The organism is Streptomyces sp. NPDC007983 (assembly GCF_042958345.1).
Lineage (GTDB): Bacteria > Actinomycetota > Actinomycetes > Streptomycetales > Streptomycetaceae > Streptomyces.
The window spans coordinates 1-17042 of the sequence record NZ_JBIBJI010000012.1; the positions used below are offsets into that span (position 1 = coordinate 1).

The 17042-nt window shown below is 73.9% G+C and carries 15 protein-coding genes and 1 rRNA gene; 13 read left to right on the plus strand and 3 right to left on the minus strand.

Translation table 11 applies throughout. The features are described 5' to 3' along the window. The first annotated feature begins 183 nt into the window (after positions 1 to 183). The 3 genes from rrf (at position 184) to ACFZCY_RS30295 (ending at position 2328) form a co-directional block, all read left to right on the plus strand. Positions 184 to 300 (plus strand): 5S ribosomal RNA (gene rrf, locus ACFZCY_RS30285). A gap of 223 nt (positions 301 to 523) precedes the next feature. Continuing rightward, complete coding sequence (locus ACFZCY_RS30290; RefSeq protein WP_391180802.1) at positions 524 to 1546, plus strand: hypothetical protein; 1023 nt, start codon at positions 524 to 526, stop codon at positions 1544 to 1546. Beyond that, on the plus strand, positions 1525 to 2328 hold the full coding sequence (locus tag ACFZCY_RS30295) for a hypothetical protein (protein WP_391180743.1): 804 nt from the start codon (positions 1525 to 1527) through the stop codon (positions 2326 to 2328). The genes ACFZCY_RS30290 and ACFZCY_RS30295 overlap by 22 nt, the downstream gene beginning before the upstream one ends. A gap of 85 nt (positions 2329 to 2413) precedes the next feature. On the opposite strand, the gene ACFZCY_RS30300 is transcribed toward ACFZCY_RS30295, so the two are convergent. Beyond that, entirely contained in the window at positions 2414 to 3697 is a 1284-nt protein-coding gene (locus ACFZCY_RS30300) for a DUF1015 family protein (protein ID WP_391180228.1), read from the minus strand. A gap of 79 nt (positions 3698 to 3776) precedes the next feature. Here ACFZCY_RS30300 and ACFZCY_RS30305 point away from each other — a divergent pair, with 79 nt between their 5' ends. The 4 genes from ACFZCY_RS30305 (at position 3777) to ACFZCY_RS30320 (ending at position 8023) form a co-directional block, all read left to right on the plus strand. Continuing rightward, complete coding sequence (locus ACFZCY_RS30305) at positions 3777 to 4808, plus strand: HAD-IIA family hydrolase (protein WP_391180230.1); 1032 nt, start codon at positions 3777 to 3779, stop codon at positions 4806 to 4808. A gap of 118 nt (positions 4809 to 4926) precedes the next feature. Further along, positions 4927 to 5988, plus strand: a complete 1062-nt coding sequence (locus ACFZCY_RS30310) for an iron chelate uptake ABC transporter family permease subunit (RefSeq protein ID WP_391180233.1) — start codon at positions 4927 to 4929, stop codon at positions 5986 to 5988. After that, the gene (locus ACFZCY_RS30315) at positions 5985 to 7046 is read left to right on the plus strand and encodes an iron chelate uptake ABC transporter family permease subunit (protein ID WP_391180235.1); all 1062 of its coding nucleotides are present in this window, start codon (positions 5985 to 5987) and stop codon (positions 7044 to 7046) included. Before ACFZCY_RS30310 ends, ACFZCY_RS30315 begins: the two co-directional genes overlap by 4 nt. Next, positions 7043 to 8023, plus strand: coding sequence for an ATP-binding cassette domain-containing protein (locus tag ACFZCY_RS30320; protein WP_391180238.1), 981 nt, complete (start codon positions 7043 to 7045; stop codon positions 8021 to 8023). Before ACFZCY_RS30315 ends, ACFZCY_RS30320 begins: the two co-directional genes overlap by 4 nt. 25 nt (positions 8024 to 8048) lie before the next feature. On the opposite strand, the gene ACFZCY_RS30325 is transcribed toward ACFZCY_RS30320, so the two are convergent. Further along, positions 8049 to 8396, minus strand: a complete 348-nt coding sequence (locus ACFZCY_RS30325; RefSeq protein WP_391180241.1) for a sterol-binding protein — start codon at positions 8394 to 8396, stop codon at positions 8049 to 8051. Positions 8397 to 8462: 66 nt separating this feature from the next. Between ACFZCY_RS30325 and ACFZCY_RS30330 the strand changes: the two genes are divergently transcribed. From ACFZCY_RS30330 to ACFZCY_RS30355, 6 genes are all read left to right on the plus strand, one after another. Further along, positions 8463 to 8801, plus strand: a complete 339-nt coding sequence (locus tag ACFZCY_RS30330; RefSeq protein ID WP_391180244.1) for a hypothetical protein — start codon at positions 8463 to 8465, stop codon at positions 8799 to 8801. Between the two features lie 42 nt (positions 8802 to 8843). Next, positions 8844 to 9710, plus strand: coding sequence for an SAM-dependent methyltransferase (locus tag ACFZCY_RS30335; protein ID WP_391180746.1), 867 nt, complete (start codon positions 8844 to 8846; stop codon positions 9708 to 9710). Positions 9711 to 9757: 47 nt separating this feature from the next. Next, a complete protein-coding gene (locus ACFZCY_RS30340) occupies positions 9758 to 10672 on the plus strand; it encodes an NAD kinase (RefSeq protein ID WP_391180750.1) in 915 nt (304 codons plus the stop codon). Positions 10673 to 10894: 222 nt separating this feature from the next. Beyond that, positions 10895 to 12646 carry a DNA repair protein RecN gene (gene recN / locus ACFZCY_RS30345; protein WP_391180246.1) on the plus strand — a complete coding sequence of 584 codons (1752 nt, stop codon included), beginning with the start codon at positions 10895 to 10897 and terminating at the stop codon, positions 12644 to 12646. 238 nt (positions 12647 to 12884) lie between these two features. Then, positions 12885 to 14018, plus strand: a complete 1134-nt coding sequence (locus ACFZCY_RS30350; RefSeq protein WP_391180752.1) for a glycosyltransferase — start codon at positions 12885 to 12887, stop codon at positions 14016 to 14018. A gap of 156 nt (positions 14019 to 14174) precedes the next feature. After that, positions 14175 to 15350, plus strand: coding sequence for a beta-1,3-glucanase family protein (locus ACFZCY_RS30355; protein WP_391180250.1), 1176 nt, complete (start codon positions 14175 to 14177; stop codon positions 15348 to 15350). Between the two features lie 18 nt (positions 15351 to 15368). Here the strand turns inward: ACFZCY_RS30355 and ACFZCY_RS30360 are convergent, their stop codons facing one another. After that, the gene (locus ACFZCY_RS30360; RefSeq protein ID WP_391180252.1) at positions 15369 to 17042 is read right to left on the minus strand and encodes a PucR family transcriptional regulator ligand-binding domain-containing protein; all 1674 of its coding nucleotides are present in this window, start codon (positions 17040 to 17042) and stop codon (positions 15369 to 15371) included.

Below are 17042 nucleotides of genomic sequence, written 5' to 3' on the forward strand. Positions count from 1 at the left end.
GGTTGATAGGCCAGATATGGAAGCCGGGTGACCGGTGGAGTTGACTGGTACTAATAGGCCGAGGGCTTGTCCTCAGTTGCTCGCGTCCACTGTGTGGTTCCCGGGTTGCGAACAGTCGCACCGGTGAATCAGTTCCACTTACTTAATTGAAAAGTGTGCTTGTTCGCTAGAACCCGATAGGGTTTCGGTGGCCATTGCGTTAGGGAAACGCCCGGTTACATTTCGAACCCGGAAGCTAAGCCTTTCAGCGCCGATGGTACTGCAGGGGGGACCCTGTGGGAGAGTAGGACGCCGCCGAACAATCTTTGGAGGACCCCTGGTCCCAGCGTTCATGCTGGGACCGGGGGTCCTTTTTGTTTTGACCTGAAGACAGGAGTCACGTAGATGTCCACCAACTCTTCCGACGACCGGGGAGACCGCGAGCCGCGGCGCCGGGACGGCGGCGACCGGAGGGACTTCCGCGACTCCGGACCGCGCCGCGACGACCGCGACCGTGGTGGGTTCCGCAGGGATGACCGGCGTGATGACCGGCGGGACGACCGGCCTCGTGGGCCGCGTCGCGATGACGACCGTGGTGGACGCCCCAGCGGCGGCTACGGTCGCCGTGATGATCGGGGCGGCCGACCGGGCGGTGGCTACGAGCGCCGCGACGACCGCCGTGACGACCGGCGCGACGATCGCCCGCGTGGGCCGCGTCGTGACGACCGCGACGGTGGATTCCGTCAGGGTGGCCAGGGCGGGTTCCGCCGCGACGACCGGCGGGACGACCGCCGCGATGACCGTGGTGGGTTCCGTCGGGACGACCGCCGTGACGATCGGCGGGATGACCGCGGTGGTTTCCGGCGCGATGACCGGCGTGATGACCGGCGCGACGATCGGCCCCGTGGGCCGCGTCGCGACGATGACCGTGGCGGACGTCCGGGCGGGTTCGGCCGCCGTGACGATCGCGGTGACCGGCCTCGCGGTGGCTTCGACCGCCGGGACGACCGGCCCACGTTCCGGCGGGACGACCGCCGGGATGATCGGCGTGACGACCGCCGCGACGACCGTGGCGGGTTCCGCCGGGACGATCGGCGTGACGATCGCCCGCGTGGCCCGCGTCGTGACGACCGCGACGGTGGATTCCGTCAGGGTGGCCAGGGCGGGTTCCGCCGCGACGATCGCCGTGATGACCGGCGGGACGACCGCCGCGACGACCGTGGTGGGTTCCGCAGGGACGACCGGCGTGATGACCGGCGTGACGATCGTGGTGGGTTCCGGCGCGATGATCGCCGGGACGATCGGCGCGACGACCGTGGCGGGTTCCGCCGCGACGACCGGCGTGACGACCGCCGTGACGACCGGCCCCGTGGGCCGCGGCGGGATGACCGCGATGGCGGCTTCCGTGGCGGACGGGACGACCGTGGGTCTCGGCGTCCGTACGGCGGCGGCCAGGGGCGCGGGCGCGACGACCGGTCCGGGGGCTACGGCCGTCGCGACCGCGACGAGCGCGGCCGGGACCGCGACCGCGAGCCGATCAAGCGGCTGCCGATCCCCGAGGACGTGACCGGTGATGAGATCGACAAGGACGTGCGGCAGGAGCTGCTGAGCCTGCCGAAGACCCTTGCCGAGGACGTCGCCAAGAACCTCGTCATGGTCGCCAAGCTGCTGGACGAGGACCCGGAGCGGGCCTACCAGTACTCGCGCGTCGCGCTGCGGCTCGCTTCCCGCGTCGCCGCCGTCCGTGAGGCGGCGGGGTTCGCGTCGTACGCCGTCGCGAAGTACTCGGAGGCGCTGGCGGAGTTCCGTGCCGCGCGCCGTATGACCGGCAACAACGACCTGTGGCCGGTGATGGCCGACTGCGAGCGCGGCATGGGCCGCCCCGAGCGGGCGCTGACCATGGCCGGTGAGCCCGAGGTGCAGAAGCTGGACCGGGCCGGGCAGGTCGAGATGCGGCTGGTGGCCGCCGGTGCCCGGCGCGACATGGGCCAGGCCGACGCCGCCGTCGTCACCCTGCAGAGCCCGGAGCTGGCCTCGAACTCCGTCCAGCCGTGGACCGCGCGGCTGCGGTACGCCTACGCCGACGCGCTGCTGGCCGTCGGCCGTGAGGACGAGGCGCGGGAGTGGTTCGCCAAGGCGCTGGAGGCGGACCAGGGCGGCACCACGGACGCCTCCGACCGGCTCGCCGAGCTGGACGGTGTCGAGTTCGTGGACGCGCTCGACAGTGATGAGGCCGCCGTGGAGGCCGAGCCGGCCGAGCCGGCCGAGCAGGTCGTGGAGGCCGCGGAAGAAACCGCGGAGGTCACGAAGGACGCCGCCGAGGACACGGCGGACAGCGACGGCAGCTGATGCCTGAGGGCGGATCCCCGGCCACCACCCCCGGCCGGGGCTCCGCCCTCTTTGCCGTACCCGCCTCTTCGGGACGTCCGCCGGCTCAGCCCAGGGTGAGGCTGCGCAGCACCAGCCCGGTGGCGGGCTTCGGCCCGAAGGACGTCGACTTGCGCGGCATCGCGACCCCCTGCCGGGCCAGCTCGCGGACGACCTCCTCGCGCACCGGATGCATCAGCACCGCCGTGCCGCCGTGCCGCTCCGCCTGTTCGACGGCCGCTTCCGCGTCGTGGATGTAGCCGATGTGCTCGGCACTGTCCGGGATCTGCCAGAGGTGGTCCAGGAGCAGCGAGTGCAGGACCGTCGCGTCCAGCGCGCGCCAGGCCTCCGGCCGCCCCTCGGGGACCGTACGGGCCAGCAGCCCGGGGTCGGGCCGGTCGAGCAGATGGAATCCGCCGTCGCCCGCGAGCAGGAACGCGTTTCCCCCGTCCGGTGCGGTGGCCGCCTCGGCGAGGGCGTCCAGGGCGCGGGACAGCGGGCCGTCGACCGTCCGTACCCGGAAGGCGGTGCGCGCCGTGGCCAGTGCCTCGGCCACCGGCAGGTGGCGCAGCAGCCGGTGGATGGCCCGGACCCGGAGCGGGTAGCGGGCGGTGTCGACGAGCAGGACGAGGCCGAAGTCCCAGGGGCCGGGCTCGGCCCGTTCCTCGCGCAGCCGCAGATAGGTGGCCCAGCGGTGGTGGCCGTCGGCGATGAGGGCCTGGTGGTCGCGCAGATCGGCGGCGATCTCGACCAGGTCGGCCGGGTCGGTGACCCGCCACAGATGGTGGGCGAAGCCGTCCTCGGTGGTGGTGGAGAGCAACGGCTCGTGCCGGATGGTGCGTTCGATGACCTCTGCCGCACCGCCGTCCCCGTTGCCGCGGTAGGCGAGCAGCAGGGGTTCGAGGTTGGCGGCGGTGGCGCGCATCAGGTCGGCGCGGTCCTCGACGATGTGCGGCATGACCTCCTCGTGCGGGAGGACGACGCCCTCCTCGCGCGGGCTCAGCCGCAGGGCGCCGATCAGCCCGCGCTGGAGGCTATGGCTGTCGCGCTGTTCGTAGACGTACAGGGCAGGTTCGGGGTCGGGGGCGAGGATGCCGTCGGCCCGCCAGCGGCGCAGCGTGTCCGCGGCCTGCCGGTGGCGGTCGGCGGGGGTGCCGGCCTGCGGGAGGATGAGCCGGACGATGTTGTGAGGATCGGCGGTCTCGAGTTCGCGCAGACCGTCGGGGCGTACGACCACGTCATAGGGCGGTGAGGTGACGGCGGCGAGACTGCCGACCTGTTCCGCGACGTAGCGCAGCCCCCGGAAGGGGGTGAGCTGGAGACCTTGCCCGCCAGGCCCTGAAGTGCTCATTAGAGAATGTTATGCCCCGGCCGGCGATGCGCCATGATCGGGGCGAGAACGCATGGACCTGCGAGGAGAGTGTGCCCCCATGAACCAGACCGTCCGGATCGCGCCCGAGGGCAGCCAGCGGCCGCTGAACGAGGCGTACGACACCGCGCTGCTGGACCTCGACGGGGTGGTGTACGCGGGTGGCGAGGCCATCGCGTACGCGGTGGAGTCGCTCGTCACCGCGCGGGACGGCGGGATGCGGCTGGCGTATGTGACCAACAACGCGCTGCGTACGCCGCAGACCGTCGCCGAGCATCTGACCCGGCTCGGGGTGCCCGCCGGGGCCGAGGACGTGATCACCTCGGCGCAGGCCGTCGCCCGGCTGATCTCCGAGCAGCTGCCGCAGGGCGCGCGGGTGCTGGTGATCGGCGGCGAGGGGCTGCGGGTGGCGCTGCGCGAGCGCGGGCTGCTGCCGGTGGAGTCCGCCGATGACGACCCGGCGGCGGTGGTCCAGGGGTACGGCGGGCCGGACCTGCCGTGGGCGCGGCTGATGGAGGCGGGCTACGCGGTGGCGCGCGGGGTGCCGTGGTACGCGTCCAATACGGATCTGACGATTCCGAGCGGCCGCGGGATCGCGCCGGGAAACGGCGCGGCGGTGGAGGTCGTACGGATCGTGACGGGCCGGGACCCGCAGGTCGCGGGCAAGCCGCTGCCGCCGATGCACCGGGAGACGATCCTGCGGACCGGGGCCCGGCGGCCGCTGGTGGTGGGGGACCGGCTGGACACCGATATCGAGGGGGCGTACGCGGGCGGCGTCGACTCGCTCCTCGTGCTGACCGGGGTGACGACTCCGGCGCAGCTGCTGGTCGCTGAGCCGAAGCACCGTCCGGCCTTTGTGGACCGCGACTTGCGGGGGCTGCTGACGTCGCAGCCGACCGTCGAGCCGGTCGACGGGGGCTTCCGGTGCGGCGGTTGGACGGCTCGGGTGGGCGACGGCGCGCTGCTGCTGGAGGGGGACGGCGATGAGCCGCTGGACGGGCTGCGGGCGCTGTGCGCGGCGGCCTGGAACGAGGCGGGGGAGGGTGTGAGCGACGCGGACGCGGGGAAGGCGTTGGCTCGGCTCGGGTTGTGAGGGAACGCCCGGGCCCGGGGTGATGTGACCGGGGCGGGGCCCGCCCGGGCGCCACAAGCGCGGCTTAGGGTAACCTAACCTAAGTCTTGACCGGCCGTGCTGTGAGGTGGAGTTCCACGTGACCCTGGTCAGTCCGGCGAAAGCCGGACCCGAGACGGCGACCGATACGGCGGCCCCGCCACCCCGCCGGTACACCGCGCGTCGAGCGGCCGGGCTCGTCGTCTCCCTCTGCCTGCTGGTGGCCGTCGCGGCCGCAAGCATCGCGATCGGCGCCAAGCCGATCGCGCCGGGGGACGTCTGGCACGGGCTGTTCCACTACACCGGCAGCGACACCGACGTGGTGATCAAGGACGTACGGCTGCCACGCACTCTCCTCGGGCTGCTCGTGGGGCTCGGCCTCGGGCTCGCGGGCGCGGTCATCCAGGCCCTCACCCGTAACCCGCTCGCCGACCCCGGGCTGCTGGGGCTGAACGCGGGCGCGTCCGCCTCCGTCGTCTCCGCGATCAGCTTTCTCGGCGTCACCTCCCTGACCGGCTACGTGTGGTTCGCCTTCCTCGGGACCGCCGTCGCCTCCGTGCTGGTGTACGTGCTCGGCGGCACCCGGGGCGCCACCCCGGTGCGGCTCGCGCTCGCCGGTACGGCCGTGTACGCGGCGCTCTACGGCTACATCAACTCCGTACAGCTGCTGGACAGCGCGGCGCTCGACAAGATGCGCTTCTGGACCGTGGGTTCGCTCGCCTCCGCCAATATGACCGTGGTCCGCCAGGTGGCCCCGTTCCTCCTGGTCGGTGCGGTGCTGGCGCTGCTGCTCGGCCGTTCGCTGAACGCGGTGGCGCTCGGCGACGACACGGCGCGCGCGCTCGGCACCCACCTGGGCCGCACCCGGGCGCTGTCCATGCTGGCCGTCACCCTGCTGTGCGGGGCCGCGACCGCCGCCTGCGGGCCGATCGCCTTCGTGGGGCTGATGGTTCCGCACCTGGTCCGGGCGCTCACCGGCCCCGATATGCGCTGGACGCTGCCGTACGCCGCCGTGCTGTCGCCCGTGCTGCTGCTGGGCTCCGATGTGATCGGGCGGCTCGTCGCCCGGCCCGCCGAACTCCAGGTCGGCGTCGTCACCTCGCTCGTGGGCGGGCCCGTCTTCCTCTACCTCGTACGCCGCCGAAGGATGGCCCAACTGTGAACGCGAGCAAGCGCACCACGCCCAGGGCGGGCGGAGTCACGCTGCGCACCGGCGGCCTCTCGCTGCGCCTGGACGTCCGCGCCGCGGTCGTCGGGCTGCTGCTGCTCGCCGTGGCGCTGGCGATGAGCGTGGTCCTTATCGGCACCGGCGACTTCCCCATGGGCCCCGCCGATGTGCTCCGCAGCCTGGCCGGGAACGGCAGCATGGCCCAGGACTTCATCGTCCACGACCTGCGGCTGCCGCGCGTCCTGGTCGGGCTGCTGGTCGGCGCGGCCCTCGGGCTGGCGGGTGCGGTCTTCCAGTCCATCTCCCGCAATCCGCTGGGCAGTCCGGACGTGATCGGCTTCGGGCAGGGCTCGGCGGCCGGGGCGCTCACCGTGATCGTCCTCTTCCGGGGCGACCCGGCCGAGGTCGCCGCCGGTGCGATCGGCGGCGGTCTGCTGACCGGGCTCGGGGTGTACGCGCTGGCCTGGCGGCGGGGCGTCCACGGTTACCGGCTGGTGCTGGTCGGCATCGGCGCCACCGCGATGCTCGCCGCCGTCAACGGCTATCTGCTCACCAAGGCCGACCTGCCCGACGCCACCCGCGCGGTGGTGTGGCTGACCGGCTCGCTCAACGGACGCGACTGGAGCCAGGTCTGGCCGCTGGCCTGCGTCTGCGCGGTCCTGCTGCCCGTGGTCCTCGGGCAGGCGCGGAGCCTGCGGATGCTGGAGATGGGCGACGACAGCGCGTACGCCCTCGGGGTGCGGGTCGAGCGGACCCGGCTGGTGCTGATGTTCGCGGCCGTCCTGCTGACCGCCTCCGCCACGGCCGCCGCCGGGCCCGTCGCCTTCGTGGCGCTCGTCGCGCCGCAGCTGGCCCGCAGGCTGACCCGTTCGGCCGGTCCCAACCTGCTCCCCTCGGCCTGGATGGGCGCGGCCCTGCTGGTCACCGCCGACTGGTCCGCACAGCGGGCCTTCGGTGCCGACCAGCTGCCGGTCGGGGCGCTGACCGGGATGCTGGGCGGCTGCTATCTGCTGTGGCTGCTGGTGACCGAGCGCAAGGCGGGGCGGATATGACGGAACGTGAGCGCGGCAAGGGCGGCAAGAGCGGCAAGGGCGACAAGGGCTACAGGGAAAAGGACACCGGGCACACCGTGGCTTCCAGCACCAGCACCAGCACCAGCACCAGCAAGACGACCGATCGGCAGCGGCTCACCGCCGAGGGGCTGACCCTCGCGTACGACCGGCGCACCGTCGCCGAGGACTTGTCGGTCACCATCCCCGACCACTCCTTCACGGTGATCGTCGGGCCCAACGCCTGCGGCAAGTCCACCCTGCTGCGCGCCCTGTCCCGGATGCTGAAGCCGGCGGCCGGGTCGGTGCTGCTGGACGGCGAGGCGATCGGTTCGCTGCCCGCCAAGAAGGTCGCCCGCACCCTCGGCCTGCTGCCGCAGTCCTCCATCGCCCCGGACGGGATCACCGTCGCCGACCTCGTCGCCCGCGGCCGCTACCCGCATCAGGGGCTGCTGCGGCAGTGGTCGGAGACGGACGAGCGGATCGTGCAGGAGTCGATGGCGGCGACCGGCGTGGCGGAGCTGGCGGATCGCTATGTCGACGAACTGTCCGGCGGGCAGCGCCAGCGGGTGTGGATCGCCATGGCCATCGCCCAGCAGACCCCGCTGCTGCTCCTGGACGAGCCGACGACGTACCTGGACATCCAGCACCAGATCGACGTCCTCGACCTGTGCGCCCAGCTCCACGAGGAGCAGGGCCGCACCCTCGTCGCGGTGCTGCACGACCTGAACCACGCCGCCCGGTACGCCACGCATCTGATCGCGATGCGGGGCGGGGAGGTCGTCGCGGAGGGCGCGCCGGGGGAGATCGTCACGGCGGAGCTGGTGGAGCGGGTCTTCGGGCTGCGCTGTCAGGTCATCGACGATCCGGAGACGGGGACGCCGCTGGTGATACCGGCCGCCCGCCAGTCCCGTAAGGCCGCCGAGACCGAGGCGGAGGCGGCGGTGGAGCCGCTGGCCGCCGCGGCGACGGAGTCCTGAGCCGCCGATACCCCGGGCGTACGGGCTAGAGCAGCTTCCGCAGCCGCAGCAGGTCGCGCAGCCCGGCCTCCAGTTTGACCCGGCCGCTGCCCCAGGCCCGGGCGAAGTGCAGCTCGCCGTCGACCAGGGCCACCAGGTCGTCGCCGGACATCGTCAGCCGGATCTGCGCGCGCTCGGCCGGTGGGCCGGGCGCGGTCGTCACGTCTTCGATGCGGCTGTCCACGAGACGGCCCAGGAAGGTCGTGTCGAGGTCGGTGATCCAGCAGCTCACGGAGCGGTCGAGCGCGGCGGCGCCGCGGAGGTCCCCGTCCGCGCCCGCGAGGTTCTCCGCCAGTTTGTCGAGTGCGTCGCGGCACTGTTCCAAGGTGGCCATCGCCGATGACGGTACCGCAGGTCGTGCCCCGTCGGAGAACGTGCGCTTCGCGGTAGCGTCGGGTGCATGAACGAGCCGATGCCGGGTGGACGGCCCGGGCCAGAGCTGGATCCGGAGCCCGAAGCGGGGCCGGCGGCGGAACCCGCCGAGGCGGCCCTCGGGCCCTCCGGGGTGCCCGTGGCGACGCCGTCCGGGCCCGCCGATCCGGCTCCGCTCGGCGTCGGCCGTACGCCCACCGGCGTCCCCGACGTCGACACCCGGCTCGACCGGCTGGCCGATGCGGACGACCTCCCCGTGAGCGGTCACCTGGAGGTGTACGAGGATGTGCACCGGGGCCTGCGTGACACGCTGACGGCACTCGACCGGCGGCCCGGGCCCCCGGCCCCGCCCGCCCCCTCCTCATGACGACGATCCGCCCCGACCCCAGGAGCTGAACCACCCGTGGCAGTGACCCGCCCACGACGCGTACGACTCGACGCGGAGCTGGTGCGCCGCAAGCTGGCCCGCTCGCGTGAGCACGCGAGCCAGCTGATCGCGGCGGGCCGTGTGACCGTCGGCGGGGCCACCGCGACCAAGGCCGCGACGCAGGTCGAGACCAGCGCCGCGGTCGTGGTGATCGATGACGACAGCGATCCGGACTATGTCTCGCGCGGCGGCCACAAGCTCGCGGGCGCGCTGTACGCGTTTAGCGAGGAGTACCGCGCGGGGGTGGGGCGGCTGACCGAACCCACCCCGGTCTCCGGTTCCGGGCTGACCGTCGCCGGACGGCGGGCGCTGGACGCGGGGGCGTCCACCGGCGGCTTCACCGACGTTCTGCTGCGCGCGGGCGCCGCCCATGTCGTCGCCGCGGACGTCGGTTATGGGCAACTTGCATGGTCTTTGCAAAGTGATGAACGCGTGACCGTTCTCGACCGTACGAACGTACGCGAGCTGACGCCGGAGCAGATAGGGGGCGAGCCCGTGGACCTTGTCGTCGGGGATCTCTCCTTCATCCCGCTCGGGCTGGTGCTGCCCGCCCTGGTGCGCTGCACCGCTCCCGACGCCGATCTTGTGCTGATGGTCAAGCCACAGTTCGAGGTCGGCAAGGAGCGGCTCGGCAGCGGTGGAGTCGTCCGCAGCGCCGAGCTGCGCGCCGAGGCGGTGCGGACGGTGGCTCATCAGGCGGCGGACCTGGGGCTGGGCGTACTCGGCGTGACCGCCAGCCCGCTGCCGGGGCCGTCGGGGAACGTCGAGTACTTTTTGTGGATGCGCGCCGGGGCGCCGGCACTGGACCCGGACGATGTTGACCGTGCAGTGGCGGAGGGGCCCAGTTGACCACTTCAGAAGCAGCGGCAAAGGCGGAGTCGGCGGCGGAGAGAGAGATCAAGCCGACGCCCGAGGCAATCGCCGACCGCACCGTGTTCCTCCTCGCGCACACCGGCCGCCCGGCGGCCATCCGCAGCGCGGAGCTCGTCGTCCAGGGGCTGCTGCGCAGCGGCATCGGGGTGCGGGTGCTCGCCGCCGAGGCCGCGGATCTGCCGCTGCCGCCCGCCGTCGAACTGGTCGACGCGGGCCGGGACGTGCTCGACGGCTGTGAACTGCTGGTGGTGCTCGGCGGGGACGGGACGCTGCTGCGCGGCGCGGAGTTCTCGCGCATCTCCGGCGTGCCGATGCTCGGCGTCAACCTCGGCCGGGTCGGCTTCCTGGCCGAGGCCGAGCGGGACGACCTGGACAAGGTCGTGGACCGGGTGGTGAGCCGCCAGTACGAGGTCGAGGAGCGCATGACCATCGATGTGCTGGTCCGCAACGACGGGCACATCGTGCACACCGACTGGGCACTGAACGAGGCATCGGTGGAGAAGGCGGCGCGTGAGCGCCTGCTGGAGGTCGTCACCGAGGTCGACGGCCGGCCGGTCTCCCGCTTCGGCGGCGACGGCGTGGTGTGCGCGACCCCGACCGGCTCGACGGCGTATGCCTTCTCGGCCGGCGGCCCGGTGGTGTGGCCCGAGGTCGAGGCGCTGCTGATGGTCCCGATCAGCGCGCACGCCCTGTTCGCGAAGCCGCTGGTGACGACGCCGGAGTCGGTGCTCGCGGTCGAGGTGCAGCCGCAGACCCCGCACGGGGTGCTGTGGTGTGACGGGCGCCGCACCGTGGAGCTGCCCGCCGGAGCCCGGGTGGAGGTGCGCAGGGGAGCGGTGCCGGTCCGGCTGGCCCGGCTGCACCACGCGTCGTTCACCGACCGGCTGGTGGCGAAGTTCGCGCTGCCGGTGGCGGGCTGGCGCGGCGCGCCGCACTAGCCGCCCGCCCGGAGCCACCCGCCCGGAGACCGCCCGCCCGGTGGGTCGCCGGGCGGGTCGCCCGGCAGGGGGAGGGCGCCGGGAAAACCCTTTCGAGGGGGTACGTCCGGAACCCTCCCCGCCGCGCGGAAGACGAGGTGGTGCGGCCACCGGGCGATCACCCGGAGCGACGGCGCGGCAGTCCCCGGGGGTGGCCGTCGCGAGGTGGCCGGTAAACCTCGTATGGTCTTGCACGTGCTGGAGGAGATGCGGATACGTGCGCTGGGTGTCATCGACGATGCCGTGGTCGAGCTGTCACCGGGCTTCACCGCGGTAACCGGCGAGACCGGCGCGGGCAAGACCATGGTCGTCACCAGCCTCGGGCTGCTGCTCGGCGGGCGCGCCGACGCCGCCCTGGTGCGGATCGGCGCCAAGGCGGCGGTCGTCGAGGGCCGGATCACGGTCGACGCCCGCTCGGCCGTCGCCGTACGGGCCGAGGAGGCGGGGGCCGAACTCGACGACGGGGCGCTGCTGATCAGCCGTACCCTCTCCGCCGAAGGCCGGTCCCGCGCCCATGTGGGCGGCCGGTCCGTGCCGGTGGGGCTGCTCGGGGAGCTGGCCGACGACCTGGTGGCCGTCCACGGGCAGACCGACCAGCAGGGGCTGATGCGGCCCGCCCGGCAGCGCCAGGCGCTGGACCGGTACGCGGGCGCCGCCGTCGCCGGGCCGCTGGAGAAGTACGCGGGCGCCTACCGGCGGCTGCGCGCCGTCGCCGCCGAACTGGACGAGCTGACCACGCGGGCGCGCGAGCGGGAGCAGGAGGCCGATCTGCTCCGCTTCGGCCTGGAGGAGGTCGCCGCCGCCGAGCCGCGGGCGGGCGAGGACGACGAACTCGCCGCCGAGGCCGAGCGGCTGGGGCACGCCGAAGCCCTCGCGTCCGCCGCCGCCCTCGCGCACACCGCCCTCGCGGGCAACCCGGAGGACCCCGAGGGCGTGGACGCCGCCACCCTCGTCGGCGGCGCCCACCGCGCCCTGGAGGCGGTCCGCTCCCACGACCCCGCCCTCGCCGGGCTCGCCGACCGCATCGGCGAGGTGGGCATCCTGCTGTCCGACGTGGCCGGTGAACTGGCCGGGTACGCCGACGATCTGGACGCCGACCCGCTGCGGCTCGCCGCCGTGGAGGAGCGCCGCGCCGCGCTGGCCCAGCTGACCCGCAAGTACGGCGAGAACATCAGCGACGTGCTGGCCTGGGCCGAGCAGGGCGCCGCCCGGCTCGCCGAACTGGACGGCGACGACGACCGCATCAGCGAGCTGACCGCCGAACGCGACGCGCTCCGCGCCGACCTGGGCGGGCTGGCCCAGGCGCTCACCGACGCCCGTACGGAGGCCGCGGCGCGCTTCGCCGAGGCCGTCACCGAGGAACTGGCCTCCCTCGCGATGCCGCACGCCCGGGTGACGTTCGCCATCCGGCAGACCGAGGCCGCGGACGAGGCGGCCGGGATCGAGGTCGACGGGCGGGCGGTGACGTACGGTCCGCACGGCGCCGACGAGGTCGAGCTGCTGCTCGCCCCCCACCCCGGCGCCCCGCCGCGCCCCATCGCCAAGGGCGCCTCGGGCGGTGAGCTGTCCCGGGTGATGCTCGCGGTCGAGGTCGTCTTCGCGGGCTCCGACCCCGTACCGACCTACCTCTTCGACGAGGTGGACGCCGGTGTCGGCGGAAAGGCCGCGGTCGAGGTGGGCCGCCGGCTGGCCCGGCTCGCCCGGTCCGCCCAGGTGGTGGTCGTCACCCACCTGCCGCAGGTCGCCGCGTTCGCGGACCGGCACCTGGTGGTGGAGAAGACGAACGACGGGGCGGTGACGCGCAGCGGCGTGAAGGCCATGGAGGGCGAGGACCGGGTCCGGGAGTTGTCCCGGATGCTGGCCGGACAGGAGGACTCGGAGCTGGCCCGGGCCCACGCCGAGGAACTGCTGGAGGCGGCGCGCACGGGCCGCTGACCTCGGCGCTCCGGGATTCCCCGGCGATCCGGCGGAACCCGCGAGGTTCACCCGTACGGGTGGCGTCGCGGACGTACGGGCGAGCGCTGGGCAGACGTCACATGGGAACGTTGCGGCGAGCGCACCGCGAGTGCTGGCATTCTTGGCGCAGGCACCCGCAGCGCGTCCGCACCGCACCCGCAGCGCGTCACCGCACCTTCGACATCGCCCCAGGAGCTCCGCCCGAGTGAGCAGTACCGTGAGCAACACCCCGGTCCCGCCGCACGGGCAGCCGTCGCTGCACGCCGTTCAGGTGCTGGGCGAAGGCACTTCGGGCAGCGGGGTGCATGTGCGGTCGCTGTCGGCCGGGCTGGTGGCGCGCGGGCTGCGGGTGACGGTCTGCGGGCCCTGGAGCGCCGAGCGCGGATACGGCTTCACGGAGGCGGGCGCCCGGTTCGCACCGCTCGACGGCCGTACGGACGCCGGGAGCATCGCGTCGATCCGTACCGCCTCCGTCGGCGCGGGGCTGGTGCACGCGCACGGGCTGTGGCCCGGTCTGCTGGCCGCGCTCGCGCTGCGCGGCCGGGGCGTCCCGCTCGTCGTCACCTGGCACACCAAGCGGGATGCCGAGGGGCCGCGGGCCCGCGTCGTACGGCTGATGGAGCGGCGGGTGGCGCGGGCCGCGTCGGTCGTGCTGGGCGTCTCCTCGGACCTGGTGGACCGGGCCCGCGACCGCGGGGCGCGGGACGCCCGGCTCGCGCCGGTCGCGGTGCCCGCGCCGCCCCGCGCGCCCGAGACGGACGACGGCGCCCGCCAGAAGGCGCGCGCGGAACTGGGCGCGGTGGAGCGGGCCCTGCTGCTCGCGGTCGGCCGTCTGGACGCCGCCGCTGGCCTCGGTCCGCTGCTGGACGCGGCGCGCCACTGGAGCTCCCTGGACCCGCCGCCGCTGCTGGCGATCGCGGGGGAGGGGCCGGACCGTGCGGTGCTGCAGCGCCGGATCGACGCCGAAGGGCTCCCGGTGCGGCTGCTCGGCCGCCGGGACGACGTACCCGGGCTGCTGGCCGTCGCCGACGTCGCGGTGCTCTCCAGCCGCTGGGAGGCGCGCTCGCTGCTGGCCCAGGAGGCGCTGCACGCGGGGGTGCCGCTGGTCGCCACGGCGGTGGGCGGGGTGCCCGAACTGGTGGGCGACGCCGCCGAACTCGTCCCGTACGGCGACCCCGGCGCCCTGGCCGACGCCGTGACCCGGCTGCTGGCCGACCCCGGGCGCCGCGCGGAGCTGACCGCGGCGGGGCAGGCGCGGACGGCGGAGTGGCCGTCGGAGGACGACACGGTGGCCCATGTCCTCAGCGTCTACGACGAATTGGTGCAGACCTTTATGCGCGCAGGGGGTTGACGCCCCCGGGCGCCGATCGGCAGGGTGCTGCGCGGTGGACCGAGAGAGCGCTCTCCTGTGGCGCGACCTCCGTCTTTCCCCATGGCACGTGCTGTCCCCATGGCATGTGCTGTGCCATGTCCCGGCAACCCCCACTACGCCGAGGAGTACTTTGTCATGATCACGCGCAGAATGCTGCTGAGTGGAATCGCCGCGTCCGCCGCTGCCGCCGGCACCGGCCTCACGCTCGCCAGTGGCCGCGCCGGCGCGGCCCAGCGCCCGACGAGCGCCGCCGAGACGCTTCCCCTCACCGTCGTCAACAGGACCGGCCAGTTCGGCAACGCGTCGGTATGGCTCTACATCGTCGGCAACGACGGCAACCAGCAGGTCCGGGTCACCCCCGACGGCGCACTCGCCCCCGTCGCGGCCTCCGACAACGGCGCCGACGGCTTCGCCGACTACGCCATCCCGCTCGCGGCGAACGGCGACACCAGGCTGACCTTGCCCCGGATGTCCGGCCGGATCTATGTCGCGCTGGGCGCCAAGCTCAAGTTCAAGGTGGTGACGGACGGGGCGGGCAAGGCCGCGCTGCAGTACCCGGCGGGCTGGGTGTCCGGCGACCCGAACTACCAGGTCATGCACGACTGCGCGGAGTTCACCTTCAACGCCGCCGGGATGTTCTGCAACAGCACCATGGTCGACATGTTCAGCGTCCCGCTCGCCATCCGTCTCACCGGCGCCAAGGACCAGACGACCGGGACCCTCAAGGACGGCGCCCGCGCCAAGGTCTTCTCCGATCTGCGCGCCGTCGACGCCTTCAAGAAGCTGATCGTCGGGGACGATCTACGGGTCATCGCGCCCGGCCACGGCATGGGCGCGGGACTGTTCGCTCAGGACTACTTCGCGTCGTACATCGACCAGGTCTGGGACACCTACGGATCGAAGGACCTCAAGGTCACCACCAACGCGGGCACCTTCACCGGCCGTGTCAGCGGCGGCAGGCTCTCCTTCACCGGCCCCGCCGCGGTCGCCTTCGACAAGCCGTCCACCAAGGACGTGCTGTTCTGCGACGGCGCCCTGGCCGCGCCCAATGACGGTACGACGGGGCCGGTCGCGGCCATCCTCGGCGCGGGCTTCAACCGCAGCACGCTGCACGACACCGCCGCCCAGCCGACGGCCGACCCGGCCGCCTTCTACGGGGAGCCGGTCACCCACCACTACGCCAAGGCGATGCACGCGGCGACCGCCGACGGCAAGGCGTACGGCTTCGCCTTCGACGACGTGGCCGACTTCGCGTCATACATCCAGGACACCGCTCCGACCGGGATCACCCTCACCCTGACCCCGTTCTAGACGCCTTGTCCGGAGGTCTCACCGCACATGGCGGCGGGCCTGGAGGGCCACCCCCAGGGCGAGCACCGTCTGGGGGTCCTCCAGGTCGGTGCCGAGCAGCCGGGCGATTCGGGCCAGCCGGTCGTACAGCGTCTGACGGTTGAGGTGCAGCGCGCGGGCCGTCTCCGCTTTGCGGCCCGCGTGCCGCAGATAGACCTCCAGCGTCGGCACCAGCGGCGGACGGGCGTCACGGTCGTGGGCGAGCAGCGGGCCGATCACCCGGTCGACGAAGGCGGCCAGGTCCCCGTGCTCACGCAGTCGCCACAGCAACAGGTCGACATCCAGACTGCGGACGTCGTACCAGTCCCGGTCCGCCAGCCCGTGCGCCGCGTGCGCCGCCTCCGCCGCGTGCCGCAGCTCGCCGCCGACCCCGTCCCAGCCCGCCGCGAGCCCGGCGATCACCACCGGCGGATGCGCCCCGGCGGGCCGGTCGGGCCAGGCCCGCCCCACCCCCGCCCGCAGGGCCGCCGCGACGCGCACCGCCACCGCGCCGCGGTCCGCCGCGGTCCGCAAGCCCACCAGCAGCGGCACCCGGGCCTCCGGCAGCCGTACGCCCAGCAGCACCGGCACGCCGACCGACGCCAGCTCCTCCCGCAGCGCGTGGGCCAGCTCCGCCCAGCTCTCCGTGCCGCCGCCCCCGGCGGCCCCGCCCCCGCTCAGCGGATGCGGGTCCTCCGCGAGCCGCATCACCATCGGCAGCAGCGGGCCGTCGCCGGACGGCCGGAACCCCAGCACCCGCGCCTGCGCGGGAGCGTCCGACGGCTCCACGCGCCCCTCCGCGAGATCGGTGAGGAAGTCGCCCCGGCCGCGCGCCGTCAGCTCCTCCTCCTGGCGCGCCCGCAGCAGCACCACCGCCAGCAGATCCGCGGTCCGCTCGGCGGCGATGCGGTGGACCGGGGCGAGCGGCGCGGCCACCGGCAGCACGGTCAGCCGGGCCCGCACCGCGCCCGGGCCCCGGCCGCCGCCCGGCACATCGGCCAGCACGCTGCCCGCCGGCGGCTCGGGCGGCCTGCGGTCGCCGCGGCGGGCGCGCAGCCCCTCCCAGGCCTGGAGCGGATCGGTGGCGCCAGGAGTGACGCCCACAGGCCCGGCCGCGTACAGCAGCCGGCCGTCGGGGGTCTCCAGGAACACCGGATTGCCCGCGAACTCGGCGAAGTTCCGCAGGATCTCCGGCACTCCGCCGCCGCGCAGCAGCACCTCGGTGCCCTGGCGGTGGACGACGTCGGCCTGGCGCAGCAGGGCGTAGTGCTCGTTGACGATCTCGGTGTGGATCTCCTCGGTGACCGCCACGAACGGCACCTCGCGGTGCAGCTGCACCAGCGGCAGCCCGCACGAGCGCGCCGCGTCGACCACCGCCACCGGGAGCGTACGGAACCGCGGGCCCAGCTCCACCACCAGCGCCGCGATGCCGCGCTCGGCGAGCCGCCGGACGAAGGCGCGCTGCTCGGCGGGGCGGGGGCCGACGCCGAGACCGGTGGTCAGCAGCAGTTCGCCGCCCTTGAGGAGGGCGGCGATGTTCGGCGCCTCACCCGCGTGCACCCAGCGCACCGGCCGGTCCAGCAGTTCGTCCCCGGTCACCACCTCGGGGAGGCCGCGGCGCAGGGCGGGCAGGTCCAGGGCCCGCGCCACGGTGATCGTTCCTTGTGTTTCCAT